This is a genomic window from Paracraurococcus lichenis (assembly GCF_030657435.1).
GTDB classification, from domain to species: domain Bacteria; phylum Pseudomonadota; class Alphaproteobacteria; order Acetobacterales; family Acetobacteraceae; genus Paracraurococcus; species Paracraurococcus lichenis.
The window spans coordinates 68,627-85,866 of the sequence record NZ_JAUTWS010000011.1 but is presented as its reverse complement, the minus strand read 5'-3'; the positions used below and the strand labels follow the sequence as shown (position 1 = coordinate 85,866).

Annotated in this window: 21 protein-coding genes; 13 read left to right on the top strand and 8 right to left on the bottom strand. The window is 72.6% G+C overall.

Annotation, left to right across the window (positions count from 1 at the left end):
- The first annotated feature begins 44 nt into the window (after positions 1-44).
- The gene (speD, locus tag Q7A36_RS13460; RefSeq protein ID WP_305104219.1) at positions 45-500 is read left to right on the top strand and encodes an adenosylmethionine decarboxylase; all 456 of its coding nucleotides are present in this window, start codon (positions 45-47) and stop codon (positions 498-500) included.
- 72 nt (positions 501-572) lie between these two features.
- Positions 573-1,442: a polyamine aminopropyltransferase gene (gene speE / locus Q7A36_RS13455; RefSeq protein ID WP_305104218.1), complete on the top strand. Its 870-nt coding sequence runs from the start codon at positions 573-575 to the stop codon at positions 1,440-1,442.
- Between the two features lies 1 nt (position 1,443).
- Here speE and Q7A36_RS13450 read toward each other — a convergent pair whose 3' ends face one another.
- The 6 genes from Q7A36_RS13450 to Q7A36_RS13425 form a co-directional block, all read right to left on the bottom strand.
- Positions 1,444-1,932, bottom strand: a complete 489-nt coding sequence (locus Q7A36_RS13450; RefSeq protein WP_305104217.1) for an NUDIX domain-containing protein — start codon at positions 1,930-1,932, stop codon at positions 1,444-1,446.
- Positions 1,929-2,297 (bottom strand): heavy metal-binding domain-containing protein, encoded by a 369-nt coding sequence (locus tag Q7A36_RS13445; RefSeq protein WP_305104216.1) that lies wholly within the window; start codon positions 2,295-2,297, stop codon positions 1,929-1,931. Before Q7A36_RS13445 ends, Q7A36_RS13450 begins: the two co-directional genes overlap by 4 nt.
- Positions 2,298-2,488: 191 nt before the next feature.
- On the bottom strand, positions 2,489-3,958 hold the full coding sequence (locus Q7A36_RS13440) for a hypothetical protein (protein WP_305104215.1): 1,470 nt from the start codon (positions 3,956-3,958) through the stop codon (positions 2,489-2,491).
- A 67-nt stretch (positions 3,959-4,025) separates the two neighbouring features.
- The gene (gene fliP / locus Q7A36_RS13435) at positions 4,026-4,763 is read right to left on the bottom strand and encodes a flagellar type III secretion system pore protein FliP (protein ID WP_305104214.1); all 738 of its coding nucleotides are present in this window, start codon (positions 4,761-4,763) and stop codon (positions 4,026-4,028) included.
- Positions 4,760-5,023: a flagellar biosynthetic protein FliO gene (locus Q7A36_RS13430; RefSeq protein WP_305104213.1), complete on the bottom strand. Its 264-nt coding sequence runs from the start codon at positions 5,021-5,023 to the stop codon at positions 4,760-4,762. Before Q7A36_RS13430 ends, fliP begins: the two co-directional genes overlap by 4 nt.
- 31 nt (positions 5,024-5,054) lie before the next feature.
- Complete coding sequence (locus tag Q7A36_RS13425; protein ID WP_305104212.1) at positions 5,055-5,306, bottom strand: hypothetical protein; 252 nt, start codon at positions 5,304-5,306, stop codon at positions 5,055-5,057.
- Positions 5,307-5,451: 145 nt separating this feature from the next.
- On the opposite strand from Q7A36_RS13425, the gene flgB reads away from it, so the two are divergent.
- From flgB to recA, 8 genes are all read left to right on the top strand, one after another.
- A complete protein-coding gene (gene flgB / locus Q7A36_RS13420) occupies positions 5,452-5,844 on the top strand; it encodes a flagellar basal body rod protein FlgB (RefSeq protein ID WP_305104211.1) in 393 nt (130 codons plus the stop codon).
- Between the two features lie 16 nt (positions 5,845-5,860).
- Positions 5,861-6,268, top strand: coding sequence for a flagellar basal body rod protein FlgC (gene flgC / locus Q7A36_RS13415; protein ID WP_305104210.1), 408 nt, complete (start codon positions 5,861-5,863; stop codon positions 6,266-6,268).
- Complete coding sequence (locus Q7A36_RS13410; protein ID WP_305104209.1) at positions 6,268-6,576, top strand: flagellar hook-basal body complex protein FliE; 309 nt, start codon at positions 6,268-6,270, stop codon at positions 6,574-6,576. The genes flgC and Q7A36_RS13410 overlap by 1 nt, the downstream gene beginning before the upstream one ends.
- Complete coding sequence (locus Q7A36_RS13405) at positions 6,576-6,854, top strand: flagellar biosynthetic protein FliQ (RefSeq protein WP_305104208.1); 279 nt, start codon at positions 6,576-6,578, stop codon at positions 6,852-6,854. The genes Q7A36_RS13410 and Q7A36_RS13405 overlap by 1 nt, the downstream gene beginning before the upstream one ends.
- The gene (locus tag Q7A36_RS13400; RefSeq protein ID WP_305104207.1) at positions 6,851-7,612 is read left to right on the top strand and encodes a flagellar biosynthetic protein FliR; all 762 of its coding nucleotides are present in this window, start codon (positions 6,851-6,853) and stop codon (positions 7,610-7,612) included. The genes Q7A36_RS13405 and Q7A36_RS13400 overlap by 4 nt, the downstream gene beginning before the upstream one ends.
- 3 nt (positions 7,613-7,615) lie before the next feature.
- On the top strand, positions 7,616-8,668 hold the full coding sequence (locus Q7A36_RS13395) for an EscU/YscU/HrcU family type III secretion system export apparatus switch protein (RefSeq protein WP_305104206.1): 1,053 nt from the start codon (positions 7,616-7,618) through the stop codon (positions 8,666-8,668).
- Positions 8,661-10,277 carry an ATP-binding protein gene (locus tag Q7A36_RS13390; protein ID WP_305104205.1) on the top strand — a complete coding sequence of 539 codons (1,617 nt, stop codon included), beginning with the start codon at positions 8,661-8,663 and terminating at the stop codon, positions 10,275-10,277. Before Q7A36_RS13395 ends, Q7A36_RS13390 begins: the two co-directional genes overlap by 8 nt.
- A 218-nt stretch (positions 10,278-10,495) precedes the next feature.
- Positions 10,496-11,545 (top strand): recombinase RecA, encoded by a 1,050-nt coding sequence (recA, locus tag Q7A36_RS13385; RefSeq protein WP_305104204.1) that lies wholly within the window; start codon positions 10,496-10,498, stop codon positions 11,543-11,545.
- Positions 11,546-11,700: 155 nt separating this feature from the next.
- Here the strand turns inward: recA and Q7A36_RS13380 are convergent, their stop codons facing one another.
- Complete coding sequence (locus tag Q7A36_RS13380) at positions 11,701-12,231, bottom strand: YciE/YciF ferroxidase family protein (protein ID WP_305104203.1); 531 nt, start codon at positions 12,229-12,231, stop codon at positions 11,701-11,703.
- A gap of 256 nt (positions 12,232-12,487) precedes the next feature.
- Here Q7A36_RS13380 and alaS point away from each other — a divergent pair, with 256 nt between their 5' ends.
- Positions 12,488-15,136 carry an alanine--tRNA ligase gene (alaS, locus tag Q7A36_RS13375; RefSeq protein WP_305104202.1) on the top strand — a complete coding sequence of 883 codons (2,649 nt, stop codon included), beginning with the start codon at positions 12,488-12,490 and terminating at the stop codon, positions 15,134-15,136.
- Positions 15,137-15,229: 93 nt separating this feature from the next.
- Complete coding sequence (locus Q7A36_RS13370) at positions 15,230-15,637, top strand: hypothetical protein (RefSeq protein ID WP_305104201.1); 408 nt, start codon at positions 15,230-15,232, stop codon at positions 15,635-15,637.
- Positions 15,638-15,657: 20 nt separating this feature from the next.
- Here Q7A36_RS13370 and Q7A36_RS13365 read toward each other — a convergent pair whose 3' ends face one another.
- Positions 15,658-16,338, bottom strand: a complete 681-nt coding sequence (locus Q7A36_RS13365; RefSeq protein WP_305104200.1) for a DUF599 domain-containing protein — start codon at positions 16,336-16,338, stop codon at positions 15,658-15,660.
- A gap of 126 nt (positions 16,339-16,464) precedes the next feature.
- On the opposite strand from Q7A36_RS13365, the gene Q7A36_RS13360 reads away from it, so the two are divergent.
- Entirely contained in the window at positions 16,465-17,085 is a 621-nt protein-coding gene (locus Q7A36_RS13360; RefSeq protein ID WP_305104199.1) for a hypothetical protein, read from the top strand.
- The last annotated feature ends 155 nt before the right edge of the window (positions 17,086-17,240 follow it).

Here is a 17,240-nt window from a genome sequence, read left to right as displayed (position 1 = left end):
CCCCGATCACCCTGGTCATCTGCTGGTGGGAACAGGAGCCCGCGATGGACGCTCTTCTCCAACTGGGGATGGTCTCGGAGCAGCTCCCGAGCGAAGCCCAGAATTCTGCGACCTCGGTGAGCGAGGCCAAGGATTACTTTGTCAGCCGTGACGGCGTGAAATTCGCCGGCACGCACCTGATCATTGATCTATGGGACGCCACCAACCTGGCGGATCCCGAGCACATCGACGAAGTGCTGCGCGAGGCGGCCGTCGCCACCGGTGCGACGATCCTGCACGGCCACTTCCATCATTTCGGCCCGAACAGCGGCGTGTCCGGCGTGCTGGTGCTGGCGGAGAGCCATGTCTCCATCCACACCTGGCCGGAGCGGGACTACGCGGCGCTCGACATCTTCGTCTGCGGCGCCTGCAACCCGTATCTCGCCATCCCGGTGCTGAAGAAGGGCTTCCAGCCCGGTCGCGTGCAGCTCGCCGAGCACAAGCGCGGCCTGGTCGGCTGACATAGAACCGTAGCGTGCGAAGGCCGGGGCGGGGCCGCAAGGTCCCGCCCCGTCTGTGTCAGGGACACCGCCATGGCGACCGATTCCTGGGTCAACGAGACCCTCTACAGCGCCTGGGGCCAGCGCTTCCGGGTGGTGCGCGAGCTCGCCCGGGTGCAGAGCGCGTTCCAGGACATCATGATCTTCGAGAGCGAGACGCATGGCCGCGTCATGCTGCTCGACGGCGTGGTGCAGATCACGGAAGGCGACGAGTTCGTCTACCAGGAGATGCTGACGCATGTGCCGCTGCTGGCGCATGGGTCGGCGAAGCGCGTGCTGATCATCGGCGCGGGCGATGGCGGCGTGCTGAAGCGCGTGCTGCAGCACAAGGGCGTCGAGCGCGCCGTGATGGTCGAGATCGACGGCGAGGTCATCCGTCTCTGCAAGGAGCACCTGCCGGGCATCGGCGGCGACGCCTGGACCGATCCGCGGGCCGAGGTGATCGTCGGCGACGGCATCGACCATGTCCGCAAAGCCGCGGCCGGCAGCTTCGACGTGGTGATCGTCGACAGCACGGACCCGATCGGCGTCGGCGAGGTGCTCTTCACCGACGAGTTCTACGCCAATGCGGCGCGGCTGCTGTCGGACCGCGGGCTGGTGGTGAACCAGTGCGGCGTGCCCTTCATGCAGGCCGACGAGTTGCGCGAGACCTCCATCCGCCGCGGCAAGGCCTTCCCCGACATATCGGCCTATGTGGCGGCGGTGCCGACCTATGTCGGCGGCTTCATGACGCTCGGCTGGGCCTCGAAGGACGCGGCGCAGCGCCGCGTGCCGGTCGAGGAGATCCGCCGCCGCGCCGAGGCGGCGGGCATCCTGGGCATCACGCGCTACTGGACGCCGGAGATCCATGTCGGCGCCTTCAACCTGCCGCCCTATATCGCCGAGACCTTGCCGCAGGGGTGAGTCAGGTGTCGCGGAACGGCCAGTCCGGGCCGTCCCGCACGTCCTGCAGGACGCGCTGCATGCTCTTGCCGAGCCGCGGCAGCGCCTCCGCCCAGGGCAGCACGGCGAAGGCGTCGAGTTCCGGGATCCAGCGCCCGTCCGGCAGGCGCATGAGCGAACGGCATCGCAGCGCGGCCGGATCCGGCATGGCCTCCGGCCGCCAGGCGAAGAGGGCGAGGTCCTTGCCGCGGAGATAGGCATGCAGGCCGAGCGGGATCAGCGCCTCCGCCGGCGCCGCCAGCCCCGTCTCCTCCCGCAGTTCGCGCAGCGCGGCGCTGCGATGGTCCTCGCCCGGCTCGGCCAGGCCCTTCGGGATGTCCCAGAGCGCCGAGCGGGTTGCATGCCCGATCAGCAGCCGCTCTCCCTCCGTGACGATGACGCCGCAACTGGTGCGGCGCGGTGCGCGGGGCCTGGTCGTAGCGGGAAAGAGCTCGCCCTGCGGCGGCTTCATCCGCCGGCGCGGGCCCAGGGGCTGCCGGCCGCGACGCCCGCCTCGCCCTTCAGGGTGACGGCGGTGCCGCTCACGCTCACCATCAGCATGCCGTTCTTGCTGCCGAGCACCTCGTAGTCGAGGTCGATGCCGAGGACGGCCTGCGCGCCGAGCGCCTCGGCCTGCGCCACGAGGCCCCGCATGGCGGCGTCGCGCGCCGTGCCCAGCTCCCGCTCATAGGTGCCGGAGCGGCCGCCGATGATGTCGCGCAGGCCACCGAGGAAATCCTTGAAGGCATTCACCCCGAGCACGGTGTCGCCGAAGACGATGCCGAGATAGCGGTCGACCTCGCGGCCCTGGATGACGGTGGTGGTGGCGAGGATCATGCGCGGCGGCTCTCAGTTGGAAGCCGATTCTACCGCATCCGGCCCGGTCGTGCCTGTCCCGGGTGCCGCCGATGCGCCATGCCAGCCAGCACAGGTGCTGTCCGCCATGGCTTGTTGTTTGGCGCGCAGCCGCCACGCCAACCCTGCGCGCGATACCGACCGGCAGACGTCGTGACGTCTGCCGGTCGGTATCAGCTCGGCACGGCCACCGGCGCGAGCGTCCGGAAGCGGGGACTGTCGAAGCGCTCGCCGAAGATGTTCTCGGCGGTCGCCGCCGCGGCCTCCTTCGCCTGGGCGAAGGCGGTATCGGCTGCCGCCGCATCGGCCGGGGCGGCGCTTCGCGCGGCGGCCGCGGCGGAGCGGACCAGGGTGATCTGCTGCTCGAGCTGACGCAGCGTCTCGTTCGGCACCAGCTTGCCGAAGACATAGATGCCCTGGCTGAGCCCGAGCAGCGCCACGATGCTCTGCGGCAGCGCGAATTCGGCGAGGTTCGCGGCGCCGTTCACGACCAGGGAGGCGATGGCGAGGCCGGAGAAGATCAGCGCCTGCACGCGGGTGACGTCCACCTCGCCATTCGCGGTCACCACGTCCCGCCAGCCCGGCAGGTCGGCGCCGAGCGTCAGGCTGCCGGTGCCGAGCAGCAATTGCCGGCTGCGCGCCGAGAGGCCCGGCGTCGAGCCCGCGAGCTGCGCGAGGCTCGATCCCGCCGCGGTGATGCCGAGCAGCTCGAGCACACCGGCGGACATCTCGGACAGCGCGCCGCTGCGCAGGAAGACATAGAGGGCGACGCCGCCGACGGTCAGGGTGAAGGCCAGGATCTGCAGCCGCGCCATGCTGCCGCTGCCGAGCGCGTCCTGGCTGATGAAGACCGGGTCGATGGCGCGGAGCGCCTTCCAGGCCAGGCGCCGGCGCACCAGGGGTTCGCCCAGGTCATGCCACCGGGCGGGCCGGCCGAAGGGATCGGCCGGGTCCTGGCCGGCCTGCGCGGCGGGCGGCGGGTGCCGCGCCCAGCAGGCCTGCAGCCGGTCCGCATGCTCCGACCAGGCCCAGCGCGCGACGCCGAGCCAGACGACGAGGGCCGCGCCCGCCGCGATCACCACCGACCAGCCGAAGGGGTTCACCCGCACCTCGGTGACGCCGAAGCCCAGCATCTCCCCGTTCGCCGGGTCGCAGGCGGCGACCACGAAATACCAGACCTCGTTGAACCAGCCGGTGCGGTTCTCCGGCACCTCCATGCGCAGGGTGACCTGGCCGTCGTCGCGGGCGCCGACATCGACGCGGCGTCCGGTGCGGGCGAAGTCGGTCCGCACCGGCGTGCGGAGGAATGTCGGGAAGCTCCCCTTCGGGTACTTGGCGACCACGGCCTCCTTGCTGCGGGCGCCGCCGATGAAGACGGCGCCGCGCCAGCGTTCCGGGGCGACGCTGCCGCCCGACCTCAGGGTGAGGGTGGCCATGGCATCGGCGGCGGCGCTCGGCCGCGTCGCCTCGACCGGCAGGGGGCTCGGCTCGCCCACCGGCGCCGCCTCCAGCGTGCGGGCCAGGAATGCCTCGATGCCCAGCGCGCCGCCGGCGCCGCGGCAACTGGCCGGGGCTGCCGCGAACCCGACCCGCGGCGCCAGCAGGAGGAGAAGGGCGAGCAGGGCGGCGCGGCTCGGGTGCATCGCGGTTCGGGCCCCAGGCGGTCCCGGCAAGGCTAGGACCCGGCATGGCCGTTCCGCAACGACCTCGTCACGCCCCGAAGCCCTGCACCAGCCCCCCCGCCACCAGCCGCCAGCCATCCACCAGCACGAAGAAGATCAGCTTGAAGGGCAGCGCCACCACGTTGGGCGGCAGCATCATCATGCCGAGCGACATGAGCAGGCTGGCCACCACCATGTCGAGCACGAGGAAGGGCAGGAAGAGCAGGAAGCCGATCTCGAAGGCGCGCTTGAGCTCCCCGATCAGGAAGGCCGGCAGCAGGGCGCGCCAGGGGATCTGCTCGGGCGCCGCGCCCTCCGGCAGGGGGGGCAGCCTGGCGAGGTCGAGGAAGAGCGCGAGGTCGGCCTCCGTCGCCTGGGCGGCCATGAAGCGCCGGAAGGGCTCGGCCGCGGCCTGCAGCCCCTCGATCTCGCCGACCCGCGCCTCCATCAGCGGCTGCAGCCCCGCGGTCCAGCTCTGCTCCAGCACCGGCTGCATGACGAAGAGGGTGAGGAAGAGCGAGAGGCCGATCAGCGCCGGGTTCGGCGGCACGCCCTGCGCGCCGATGGCGCTGCGCAGCAGGGCCAGCACGATGGTGATGCGGGTGAAGGCCGTCGCCATGACCAGCAGCGAGGGCGCGAGGGAGAGCACCCCGACCAGCGCGGTCAGCAGCACGAGGCGCGAGGTCGCGCCGGGCTGGCCGGCCGCGCCGAGGTCGATGCTGACGCTCTGTGCCGCGGCCGGCGCCGCGGCGAGCAGCAGGAGGAGGGGCGGCAGGAGGATCCTCATGGCGCCTCCCGCGGCGGCAGCCAGCCGATGACGGCGTCCTGCGCGCCGCCGGTGAGCAGCAGCACCTCCCGCCCGTCGCAGCGGACCAGCAGCAGCCGGCGGCGGGCATCGAGGGCCAGCGCCTCCTCCACCGCCAGCCGGCGCCCGGCCTTCTGCCCCGCGCGGCTGCCGCGCAGCGCGCGGGCGATCAGCCAGAGCGGCAGCAGGATGGCGAGGAGTGCGATGCCGGCCCGCAGGACGGCTTCGGGATCGGGGAACAACCGGCGGCCTCCTGCCGACGCGGTGGATGGGTCAGGGCGGGGGCAGGGCGGCGCCGAGCCCCTCCACCTCCTCGAGCAGCGCGACCAGCGCGGGGCGCAGCGGCCTCGCCTGCCCGGGCGGCAGCATGGCGATGGCGGCGCAGAGCGCGGCGGCGCCGGCATCGAGGCCGGCGAGGTCGATCCGCCGGCCGGATTCGGCGAGGGCGCGCGCGACGACCAGCGTGCCGTGCAGGGAGTCGATGGCGGCGGCGGGCGAGACCGGGGTGTGGGCGCAGGGGCTCATGCGCCGCAGTCTCGCCTGCCGCGGGTTAAGGAAGCCTCGCCGGCCCGGCAGGCTTTGATGGCCTGGTTTGGCGCACGGCTCGAGGGGGTCGCCCGGCGCGCTTCGCTTTACGGAATCTTCGGCCTCCTCCCGGCATGCTCGGCGCATGGACCCGTCGCAGAGCGCCCCCGTCGCCCTGGCCGAGCGCCGGCTGGCCTGGCTCGATGCCCGCCAGCGGGTGCTGGCGCAGAACATCGCCAATGCCGATACGCCCGGCTACCGGCCGCGCGACCTGCCCGACTTCGCCCGGCTGGTGGCGAAGCAGGGCGCGATGGCCGTCGCCCTGATCCGCACCGATGCGCAGCACATCGCGCCGGCACGCGACCCGCGCGCCCGCATCGACCGCACGGCGACCGAGGCCTCGCCGAACGGCAATGCCGTCTCCCTGGACCGGGAGGCGCTGAAGGTCGCCGATACCGATACCGCGCATGCGCTGGCCATCGGCCTGCACCGCCGCTGGCTCGGCCTGTTCCGCACCGCGCTCGGGCGGACGCAATAGGGCAGGGAGGGGCCGCATGGATCTCGAACGGGCGCTGCGCATCTCGGCCGCCGGCATGGCGGCGCAGTCCACCCGGCTGCGGGTGGTGGCGGAGAACCTGGCCAACCGCGACAGCACCGGCGACGCGCCGGGCGCCGATCCCTATCGCCGCAAGACCGTCACCTTCGGCGCCCGCCTCGACCGCAGCCTGGGCGCGGAGACGGTGGCCGTGCGGCAGATCGGCACCGAGCCCGGCGACTTCCCGCAGGTGCACGATCCCTCCCACCCCGCGGCGGACGAGAAGGGCTATGTCAAGCGCCCGAATGTCGACAGCCTGGTCGAGATGATGGACATGCGGGAGGCGCAGCGCAGCTACAGCGCCAACCTCTCGGTGCTCGAGGTCACGCGCGGCATGCTGACCCGCGCCATCGAATCGCTGCGCTGATGCCGCCCGCCCTCGGTCCGCTCGCCGCCGCGGCTGCCTATCGCGCCGCGCAGTCGCCCGGCGCCGGCCTCGCCGCCCCGGGCGCGGAGGGCGGCGATTTCGGCGCCGCCCTGCAGCGCGCGGTGGAGGGCGCGGTCGAGATCGGCCGCGCCGCCGATGCCGCGAGCGGCGAGGCGCTGGTCGGCCAGGGCAGCGTGACCGATGTCGTCCTCGCCGTGGCACGGGCCGAGATGGCGCTGCAGACCGCGGTCACGCTGCGCGACAAGGTCGTCGCCGCCTACCAGGACGTCATGCGCATGCCGATCTGATGACGGAGGACCCGACCGCGCTCGCCCTGCGGGAGGCGCTGTGGCTGGCCCTGCAGCTCGCCTGGCCGCCCCTGCTGGCGATGCTCACCATCGGCCTTCTCGTCTCTGTGCTGCAGGCGATGACCCAGATCCAGGAGGCGACGCTGGCCTTCCTGCCGAAGCTGGTCGCCATGGCTGTCGTGCTGCTGCTGACCGGACCGGCCATGACCCTGGCGCTGCAGGGCTATGCCACGCAGCTCTACGAGCGCGTGGTGGCGCTGGGCGGGCAGCCGCGGTGACGGAGGCGCTGCCCGGCCTCGTCTTCCAGGCCGTGCTGGTGCTGGCCCGCATCGGCGGCGCAGCGATGCTGCTGCCCGGGATCGGCGCGGCGGAGGTGCCGGCGACCATCCGGCTGGCGCTGGCCCTGACCCTCACCGCCCTGTTGCTGCCGGTGGCCGCGCCCGGCCTGCCGCCCCTGCCCGGAGAGGTGCCGGAGGTGCTGCGGCTGCTGGCGACGGAGACGGCGATCGGCCTCTGGCTCGGCCTGCTGGCGCGGCTGGTGGAACTGGCGCTGGCCCAGGCCGGTCAGATCATGGCGCTGATGATCGGCCTCGCCAGCCCGCTGCAGGCCGATCCCGCCTTCGGCGCGCAGGGCACGGCGCTGTCGCGCCTCTTCGGCCTGGTCGCGGTGATGCTGGTCCTCTCGACCGGGCTCTATGCCCTGCCGCTGCGGGCGCTGGCCGAGAGCTATGCGCTGCTGCCGGCCGGCGGCGCGCTGCCGGTGCCAAGCCAGGCGGCGGTGCTGGCGCAGGCGGTGGCGGACAGCCTCTCCCTCGCGCTGCGCCTGGCCGCGCCGCTGCTGCTGGCCGGCATCCTCGGGCAATTCGCGCTCGGCCTGCTCTCGCGGCTGGCGCCGACGATGCCGGCCTTCGTGCTGCTGGCGCCGGGGCAGATCCTGGCGGGGCTGCTGCTGCTCGCCCTGGTCCTGCCGGCGCTGCTCGACACCTGGCTGGCGGCGGCGCGGGACGGGTTCGGCGCCCTGCCGGGGCTGGGCTGAGCCATGGCCGAGGGCGAAGCGAAGGAGGCCGAGGACCGCACGGAAGCCCCGACCCAGCGGCGGCTGGAGCGGGCGCGGCAGGAGGGCCAGGTGCCGCTGTCGCGGGAGGCGGTGGCCTTCGCCACGCTGCTCGCCGCGACGCTCGCCGGCTTTCTCGCCTTGCCGCCGCTCGGGATGGAATGGCTGCGCGCGCTCCGCGGCCTGGCGGAGGCGCCGGAGGGCGGCGACGAGGCCGTCTTCGCCCTGCTGCGGGCGGCGGCGCTGGCGGTGCTGCCGGTGCTGGGCGCCGTCGCCCTCGCCGGCATCCTGGCGAGCCTCGGCCAGACCGGGCCGCTGCTGCGGGCCGAGGCGGTGCTGCCCGACCCCTCCCGCCTCAGCCCGCGGGCGGCGCTGCGCCGGATGCTCGGGGCCGAGGCGCTGCTGGACCTGCTGCGGACCCTGCTGAAGCTCGGCGTGGTCGGGGCGGTGCTGTGGCTCTCGGTCGACCTCGCGGCGCTGCAGGCGGCGCTGCACCAGCCGCCCGGTGCGCTGCCGGCGCTGATCGGCCGCGGTGCGCTGCAAATGCTGGTCGTGGCGCTCGGCGCCTTCGGCGCGATCGCCGCGCTGGACCTGCTGGTCGTCCGCCTGCGCCACCTGCGGCAGATGCGCATGAGCCGTGAGGAGTTGCGCGAGGAGTTGCGGGAGGCCGAGGGTGACCCGCAGGTGAAGGCGCGGCTGCGCCGGCTGCGGGAGGGTCGGGCGCGCCGGCGCATGCTCGCTTCGATTCCCAATGCCACCGTTGTGATCACGAATCCGACTCATTTCGCTGTCGCGCTGGCCTATCAGCGGGGTGGGGCGGCGGCGCCGCGGCTCGTGGCGAAGGGGGTGGATGCGATGGCGGCGCGGATTCGCGCGGCGGCGGAGGAGCATGGGGTGCCGATCGTCGCCAACCCGCCGCTGGCCCGCGCCCTCTACCGGCTCGAGCTCGAGACCGAGATCCCGCAGGAGCATTGGCAGGCGGTGGCCGAGATCATCGCCTATGTCTGGCGGCTGCAGGGCCGCGCCGCGCATGGCTGAGCGCGCGCTGCTGCGCCGGGCCGCGCGGCCGCCGGGCTTCGTCGAGGCCTTCCGGATCCTCGCCGCGACCGCGCCGGAAGGGCTGGCGCTGCTGGACGCCGAGGGGCGCCTGGTCGCGGCCAATGCGGCGCTCGGGCGGATGGGTGGACCCATGGCGTCGCTCAGGCCCGGCGCGCCGGTCATCCCGATCCTCGCCCCGGCGGGGCGAGCGGCCTTCGCCAGCGCGCTGGCGCTCGCGGCCGGTGGCGGCGCGCCGGCGCCGCTGCGGGGCGCGCCGGCCGATCCGGCGGCGCCCACCGATACGGAATGGGCGCTGCGGCTCGGCTGCCTGCCGCCGGAGGCCGGGCCGGAGGCGCGGGTGCTGCTGCGGGTCGAGGACCGGACGGAGGCGCGGCGGGCCGAGGCGCGGCTGGCCGAAGCCGGTCGACTCGAGACGGTCGGGCGCCTTGCCGGCGGCATCGCGCATGACTTCAACAACCTCCTCGCCGCCATCCTGGGTGCGGCGGAGGCGGCGCGGGCGGCGGGCCTGCCGCCCGCGGCCGAGGCGGATGTCGCGCAGATCGAGGAGGCCGCCCGCCGCGGTGCCGGGCTGGTCCGGCAATTGCTGGCCTTCGCTCGGCAGCAGCGCCTGCAGCCGCGGGTGATCGAGCTGAACGAGGCGGTGACGGCCATCGCCCCGCTGCTGCGCCGCGTGCTGGGCCGGCAGGTGCAGGTGGAGCTGGCGCTGGAGCAGCCCGGGCGGCGCGTGCGGGTGGACCCGACGCAGCTCGACCAAGTGATGCTGAATCTCGCGGTGAATGCGCGGGAGGCCATGCCGGAGGGCGGCCGGCTGCGCATCGCCACCGGCCACCGTCTGGTGCTGCGACCGGAGGGCGAAGGGGCGGGCCGCACCGCCCTGCCGCCCGGCCGCTGGGTGGTGCTGGAGGTGAGCGACACCGGCCGCGGCATCCCGCCCGAGGTGCTGCCGCGGCTCTTCGAGCCCTTCTTCACGACCAGGCCGGAGAAGGGCGGGACGGGCCTCGGCCTTGCCACCGTGCAGGGCATCGTCGCCCAGTCCGGCGGGCAGGTGGCCGTCGAGAGCCGGCAGGGCGAGGGGACCACCTTCCGCATCTACCTGCCGCGGCAGGAGGGGCCGGCCATGCCCCTGCCGGACCTCATGGGGGCGGCACGGCAGGCGGCATCAGACCTGCCCGCGCCCCTGCCGCCCGCACCGGGCGCTGTGCCGCCGCCGGCATCGCCGATCCTGCTGGTGGAGGACGAGGCGCCGCTCCGGCTGCTCGGGACGCGGCTGCTGGAGCGGGCGGGGCATGGCGTGCTGGCGGCGGACAGCGCCGAATCGGCACTCGCCCTGCTGGAGGAGGGAGCGAGGCCGGCGATGCTGGTCAGCGACGTGGCCATGCCGGGGATGGATGGGCTGGACCTGGCGCGGCGGCTCAGGGCGCGCTGGCCGGCGCTGCCCGTGCTGCTGCTCTCCGGCTATGCCGAACGGGTGATCGAGGAGGTGCCGGACATCGAGGGGATCCGGTTCCTCGCCAAGCCCTTCGGCGCGGCCGAATTGCTGCGGGAGGTGGCGGCGGCGCTCGGCCCCGGGGCGCCCGCGTTGGGCTGAGCCGCCGCACCGTGTTTACCAAATGTTCTTGTTTTCCGGCCTCCGCGGGCCCATAGTCTGGGCACGGCCCTGCTGGTCAGGGCGAGTCGGATCATTCCGGTTTCTCCTGCTGCGCGGGGCATGCTAACCTGCAGGCAATACAATCGTATGCAAATCAAAGCGACGATTGTGGAGGGGAACCGGGTACAGGACGCGTACCGCGAACAGGGGCAGCCAGGATGGACAAGTCAAAGGCGCTCGACGCCGCGCTCAGCCAGATCGAGAGGTCCTTCGGCAAGGGCTCGATCATGCGCATGGGCGCCAAGCAGCAGGCCGAGAACGAGATCGAGGTGATCTCGACCGGCTCGCTCGGCCTCGACATCGCGCTCGGCATCGGCGGCCTGCCCAAGGGCCGCATCGTCGAGATCTACGGCCCGGAGAGCTCGGGCAAGACCACGCTGGCCCTGCATGCCATCGCCGAGGCGCAGAAGAAGGGCGGCACCTGCGCCTTCATCGATGCCGAGCATGCGCTCGACCCCGGCTATGCCAAGAAGCTCGGCGTCGACGTGGACAACCTGCTGATCAGCCAGCCGGATGCGGGCGAGCAGGCGCTCGAGATCTGCGACACGCTGGTGCGCTCCGGCGCCGTCGATGTGCTGGTGGTGGACAGTGTCGCGGCGCTGGTGCCGCGCGCCGAGCTCGAGGGCGAGATGGGCGATTCCCATGTCGGCCTGCATGCCCGCCTGATGAGCCAGGCCCTGCGCAAGCTGACCGGCACCGTCTCCCGCTCCAACTGCCTGCTGATCTTCCTGAACCAGATCCGCCTGAAGATCGGCGTCATGTTCGGCAATCCGGAGACGACGACGGGCGGCAATGCGCTGAAGTTCTACGCTTCGGTCCGCATGGAGATCCGCCGCATCGGCTCCATCAAGGACCGTGACACCGTGGTCGGCAACCAGACCCGGGTGAAGGTGGTGAAGAACAAGATGGCGCCGCCGTTCCGGGTGGTCGACTTCGACATCATGTATGGCGAGGGCATCTCCAAGCTCGGCGAGCTGATCGACCTGGGCGTGAAGGCGACCATCGTCGAGAAGTCGGGCGCCTGGTTCAGCGCCGAGGGCCAGCGCATCGGCCAGGGCCGCGAGAACGCCAAGCAGTTCCTGCGGGACAACCCGCAGATCGCCGCGACCATCGAGAACAAGGTGCGGGCGCAGGCCGGCGTGGTGGCGAATGCCATGCTGATCGGCGACGAGGGCGAGGGGGCCGAGGAGGCCGCCGCCGCGGAGTAGGAAGAGGCGGGGGAAGGTATTCCCCCGCACCCCCATCTATTTCTCTGAGTTTTTGGGCGCGGGTTTTACCGCACGGCCCATGCAAGACTCTGGCCGGTCCAGGGGTCGCTTGACCCCTGGCGGGGGATTGCAAAGGGGGCAGAGCCCCCTTTGCGTCAAGCCGCCCCGCGGCTCCCCTTGGTCTGGTCGTTCGCCGCCGTCTTCAGCGCCGCTTGGTTCACCTCGGACTCCGCAAGCTGCGTCAGCAGCTCATCGGTGTCCTTCTCCTCCTTGAGCGTCTGCGCCAGCAGGTCGGCCGCCTTGGTCTCGCCCATGCTCTTCAGCATGGCGGTGAGCGTCCCGTAGGCGGCCATCTCGTAGTGCTCGACCTTCTGGGCGGCGCCGATCAGGGCGGCGTCGAGGACCGGGCCCTCGTCGAACTGGTCCATGATCTCCTCGCCTTCCTCGACCAGGCCCTCCATGGCCTCGCAGGTCTCACCCTCCGGCTCGATGCCGAGCTGCTGGCAGACCTGCTCCAGCCGCTCCACCTGGCGCTGGGTGACCTGCAGGTGCTCCTGGAAGGCCTGCTTCAGCTTCGGGTTGGTCGCGGAGTCCTGCATCTTCGGCAGCGCCTCCAGGATCTGGGTCTCGGCGCTGTAGGTGTCCTGCAGCTCCATCTTGAGCAGGTCGCGGATATCGCTGGCCATGACGTCCTCCTCTGCCGCGGCCGGCAGGCGCCGCCGCGGGCAAGGGGAACGGGCGCCGGGCGGGGCCGGTTGCCCCTGGCCATCGCAACGTCATGCCCGCCCCTCGACGCTCCCGCCCCCGCGCGCTACAGGGTCCGGTCAGGGCCGGGGTCGCGGGATCGGCGGAATCCGCCCTGTATTCAAGGGGCTGATGGGCGACCATCGGCATGGAGCGTGCCCCGGGCCATAGGGGCTGGAGACGGGACCCCCACCGGCGATGACCAGCAGCAACGACATCCGCGCCACCTTCCTCGACTACTTCGCCCGCAACGGGCACCAGGTGGTCGAAAGCTCGCCGCTGGTGCCGCGCAACGACCCGACGCTGATGTTCGCCAACAGCGGCATGGTGCAGTTCAAGAACGTCTTCACCGGCCAGGAAAAGCGGTCCTATTCCCGGGCGACCACCGCCCAGAAATGCGTCCGCGCCGGCGGCAAGCACAACGACCTGGACAATGTCGGCTATACCGCGCGGCACCACACCTTTTTCGAGATGCTGGGGAATTTCAGCTTCGGCGACTACTTCAAGGAACAGGCCATCGCCCATGCCTGGGAGCTGCTGACCAAGGATTTTGCGCTTCCGAAGGACCGTCTGCTGGTCACGGTCTATTCCGAGGACGAGGAGGCGCCGGTCTACTGGAAGAAGGTCGCGGGCTTGCCGGACAGCCGGATCATCCGCATCCCGACCTCCGATAATTTCTGGCGCATGGGCGATACCGGCCCCTGCGGCCCCTGTTCCGAGATCTTCTTCGACCACGGCCCCTCCATCCCTGGCGGCCCGCCCGGCAGCCCGGAGGAGGATGGCGACCGCTTCATCGAGATCTGGAACCTCGTCTTCATGCAGTTCGAGGAAGGCCCGCCCGGCACCCGCGTGCCGCTGCCGCGCCCCTCGATCGATACCGGCATGGGCCTCGAGCGCTTCGCCGCCATCCTCCAGGGCAAGCACGACAACTACGACACGGACACGCTGCGGGCGCTGATCCTGGCCTCGGCCGAGATCACCGGCCAGGACCCGGACGGCAAGTTCCGCGTCAGCCACCGCGTGGTCGCCGACCATCTCCGCGCCGGCACCTTCCTGATCGCCGACGGCGTGCTGCCCTCGAACGAGGGGCGCGGCTATGTCCTCCGCCGCATCCTGCGCCGCGCCATGCGCCATGCGCACATGATGGGCTCGCGGGAGCCGCTGCTGCACCGCCTGGTCCCCGCCCTGGTCCGGCAGATGGGCGCCGCCTATCCGGAGATCCAGCGGGCCGAGGCGCTGGTCACCGAGACGCTGAAGCTGGAGGAGACCAAGTTCCGCTCGCTGCTCGAGCGCGGCCTCGGCCTGCTCTCGGAGGAGAGCGGCAGGCTCGGCGAGCGCGGCACCCTGCCGGGCGAGGTCGCCTTCCGCCTGTATGACACCTATGGCTTCCCGCTGGACCTGACCCAGGACGCGCTGCGCTCCGAGGGCAAGACGGTCGATGTCGAGGGCTTCAACGCGGCGATGGCCGAGCAGCGGCGCCGCGCCCGCGCCGCCTGGGCCGGCAGCGGGGAGGCCGCGACGGATGCCGTCTGGTTCGACATCCGGGAGAAGGTCGGGGCCAGCGAGTTCCTCGGCTATTCCACCGAGACGGCCGAGGGCGAAATCCTCGCCATCGTGCATGAGGGCAAGCCGGTCGAGCGCGCCCCGGTCGGCGCCGAGGTCGCGGTCGTCCTGAACCAGACGCCCTTCTACGGCGAGAGCGGCGGTCAGGTCGGCGATACCGGCCTGATCTCGGCCGGCGAGGCCTGCCGCATCGTGGTGCGCGACACCCAGAAGAAGCTGGGCGACCTCTTCGTCCATCTCGGCACCGTGGCGCATGGCGAGGCAACCCTTGGCCTGGCCGTGCAGGCGGAGGTGGACCATGGCCGCCGCTCCAACATCCGCGCCCATCACAGCGCGACCCACCTGCTGCACGAGGCGCTGCGGCGCCGCCTCGGCACCCATGTGGCGCAGAAGGGGTCGCTGAACGCGCCGGACCGGCTGCGCTTCGACGTCTCCCAGCCCACGCCCATGTCCGACGAGGACCTCGCCTGGGTGGAGGAGGAGGTGAATGCCCGCATCCGCCAGAACACCGAGGTCACGACGCGCCTGATGACGCCGGAGCAGGCGGTGGCCGCCGGCGCCATGGCGCTCTTCGGCGAGAAATACGGCGACGAGGTGCGCGTGGTCGGCATGGGCGCCGACCCCAATGCGACTGAGAAGCACGGCATCTACTCGCTGGAATTGTGTGGCGGCACGCATGTCCGCCGCACCGGCGATATCGGCCTGTTCAAGATCGTCGCGGAGGGCGCGGTCTCGGCCGGCGTTCGCCGCGTGGAGGCCGTGACCGGCGCCTTCGCGGAGAAGCTGGTCGAGCAGGCCGATGCGCGCCTGCGCGAGGTGGCGGCGGCGCTGCGCGTCGCGCCCGCCGACGTCCCGGCCCGGGTCGCTGCCCTGCTGGAGGAGCGCCGCAAGCTCGAGCGCGACGTCGCCGAACTGCGCAAGCAGCTTGCCACCGGCGGCGCGGCGGCGGAGGTGGAGACGATCGCCGGCCTGCGCGTCGCGCTGCGCAACCTCGGCGAGGTGCCGGCGCGCGACCTGAAGGGGCTGGCCGAGGCGATCCTGAAGGGCGGCACGGCGGATGTCGTGGCGCTGGTCTCGACCGCCGAGGGCAAGGCCAGCATCGTCGCCGGCCTCGGCGAGGGCGCCAAGGGCAAGGCGGATGCCGTGGCGCTCGTGCGCGCCGCGGCGGCAGCGGTGGGCGGCAAGGGCGGCGGCGGCCGGCCGGAGATGGCCCAGGCCGGCGGGCCGGAGGGCGGCAAGGTCGACGAGGCGCTGGCCGCGGTGCGGGGCGTGCTGGCGGGCTGACCTGCCCGCTCTCCTGCCAACCTCCCTGGTTTTGGGGGGGGTACCCGTCCGCGTTAGCGGGATGCTGACCCACCCGGTGCATCCTGCGCGCCGATGGTGGAACTTCTCGGCGTGCTCCTCGGTGCGGCGGTCTTCGCCCTCGGCGTGCTGGCCTGGCGCCTGCTGCGCTGGCTGCGGCGCAGCCTCGGGCTGCTGCTCGGCGCCGCCGGCCCCGGCCATCGCCTGGCGGCGCTGCGGGGCGCCAGGCTGCGCGCCTCCCGCGCCCTGGCGCGGCACCAGGCGGCGCGCATCGCCGCCCTGGCCGCCGAGCTGGAGCGCGCCCGCCGCGACCTCCGCCTGGCCCGGGCCGGGCCGGCCGATGACCGCTTCCGCCGCGCCAAGCAGGCCTTCGCCTTCCATTTCCACCCGGACCGGCTGACCTGCGCCGAGCCCGAGCGCGGCATCCGCACCCGCATCTTCCAGCAATTCTGGGGCGTGCTGCGGCGGATCGAGCGGGGCTGACCCGGACCGCGCCGGACGGGCTACCCCTCCCGCAGCGCCTCCCGCACCACGCTGCGGAATTCCCGCCGGTAAAGCTCCTGCACCACCCAGAGGCTCGCCAGGATCAGCGCCAGCGGGTGGAGGATCCAGGCCAGCGCCGCCAGCCCGAAGTAATAGGCCCGCAGCCCCGTGTTGAAGTGCCGCGCCGCCCGGTTGGCGACCTTGGCCGCCATCTCCGCATGCGTCTCCCGCGTCGGGTCCGCCGGATCGTGGGAGATGCCGCCGAGCACGATGGAGCAGTAGTTGAACTGCCGCAGCGCCCAGGTCAGCTCGAAGAAGGCGCGCACGAAGATCAGCAGCAGCAGCGCCACCTTCATCTCCCAGGCCGCCGGATCGGGCGTGGCGGCGAAGGGCAGGGCGCCGAAGACCCGCGCCCCCAGCTCCGGGCTGCCCATCATCGCCACCAGGCCGCCCAGGATGAAGATGGCGGTATTGGCCAGGAAGCTGGTGCTGTTCATCAGGTTGCCGATGATGTTCGTGTCCATGATGCGGTTGTCCCGCGTGACCATGATGCGCAGCCAGCGGCGCCGGTGCTCGTCCATGGCGGCGATGACGCTGCGGGCCTGCAGCCCCGGGTGCCGGTCCACCAGGGTCGAATAGGTGAGCCAGCAGGCGACGAAGACCACCAGCGCGACCCAGTCGAGGAGGGAGAGGGAGTGCATGGCGGGGATGTCTAGCCCGATTGCCGCCGCCTCGGCAGGCGCGAAGCACGACCGAACCCTGTGCTATGCTGCCGCCCAAAGCCGCCAGGGTCCGCCGGGGCCCGGGATGGCGGGACAGGAGGCTTCATGAGCGACGCCCAGTGGTACCTCACGATCCGGCGCTACGGCGGCACCGGCGCGCCGGAGGAGATCGCCCAGCGCATCCGGGACGGGCTGCTGCCGCGGATCCGGCAGGAGGCGACCTTCCGCGCCTACTACGTCGCCCGGCTCGACGGCGGCGGCGGCATCTTCTCCGCCTCGGTTTTCGAGGATCGCGCGGCATCCGTCCGCGTCAGCGAGGCGGCGGTGCAGTTCGCGGAGAGGGACCTGGCCGGGCTGCTGACCGGCGCGCCGCTCATCACGCGCTCCGCCGTGTCCGTCCATCTCGACGCCACGCGCCCGGGCACGGATGCCTATATGATGGTGCGGGTGACGGAGGGTCTCGGCCCCAGCACCGGCACCCTGCCGACGGTGCAGGAGAAGCTGGTCCCGCTGACGCTGGAGCAGCCGGGTTTCCGCCACCTCTATACCGGGCGGGACGAGGAGCAGCCGGACCGCTCCGTCGCGCTCGCCGTCTTCAGCAACCGCAGCACGGCGACGGCCGCGCATGCCCAGGTGGCGGCGCTGATGGCGCAGCACCGCGACATCTGGCCGCAATCCCCGAAGGTCCTGCTGGCCGGCGAGGTGATCGTCGCGGCCCTGGCCTGACGCGGTCCGGAGACCGGGGGCCGATCAGCCCGGTCGGGGCGGTGGCCAGGCGCGCCCGGTTGGTCCTACCCTGCCGCCGACGCCGCCCGTCCGCGGCGTGCCGATGACCGAAGGGCCGAAGGGGTCCCCACGAAGCGCCGCTTCGTGGGGTGCCC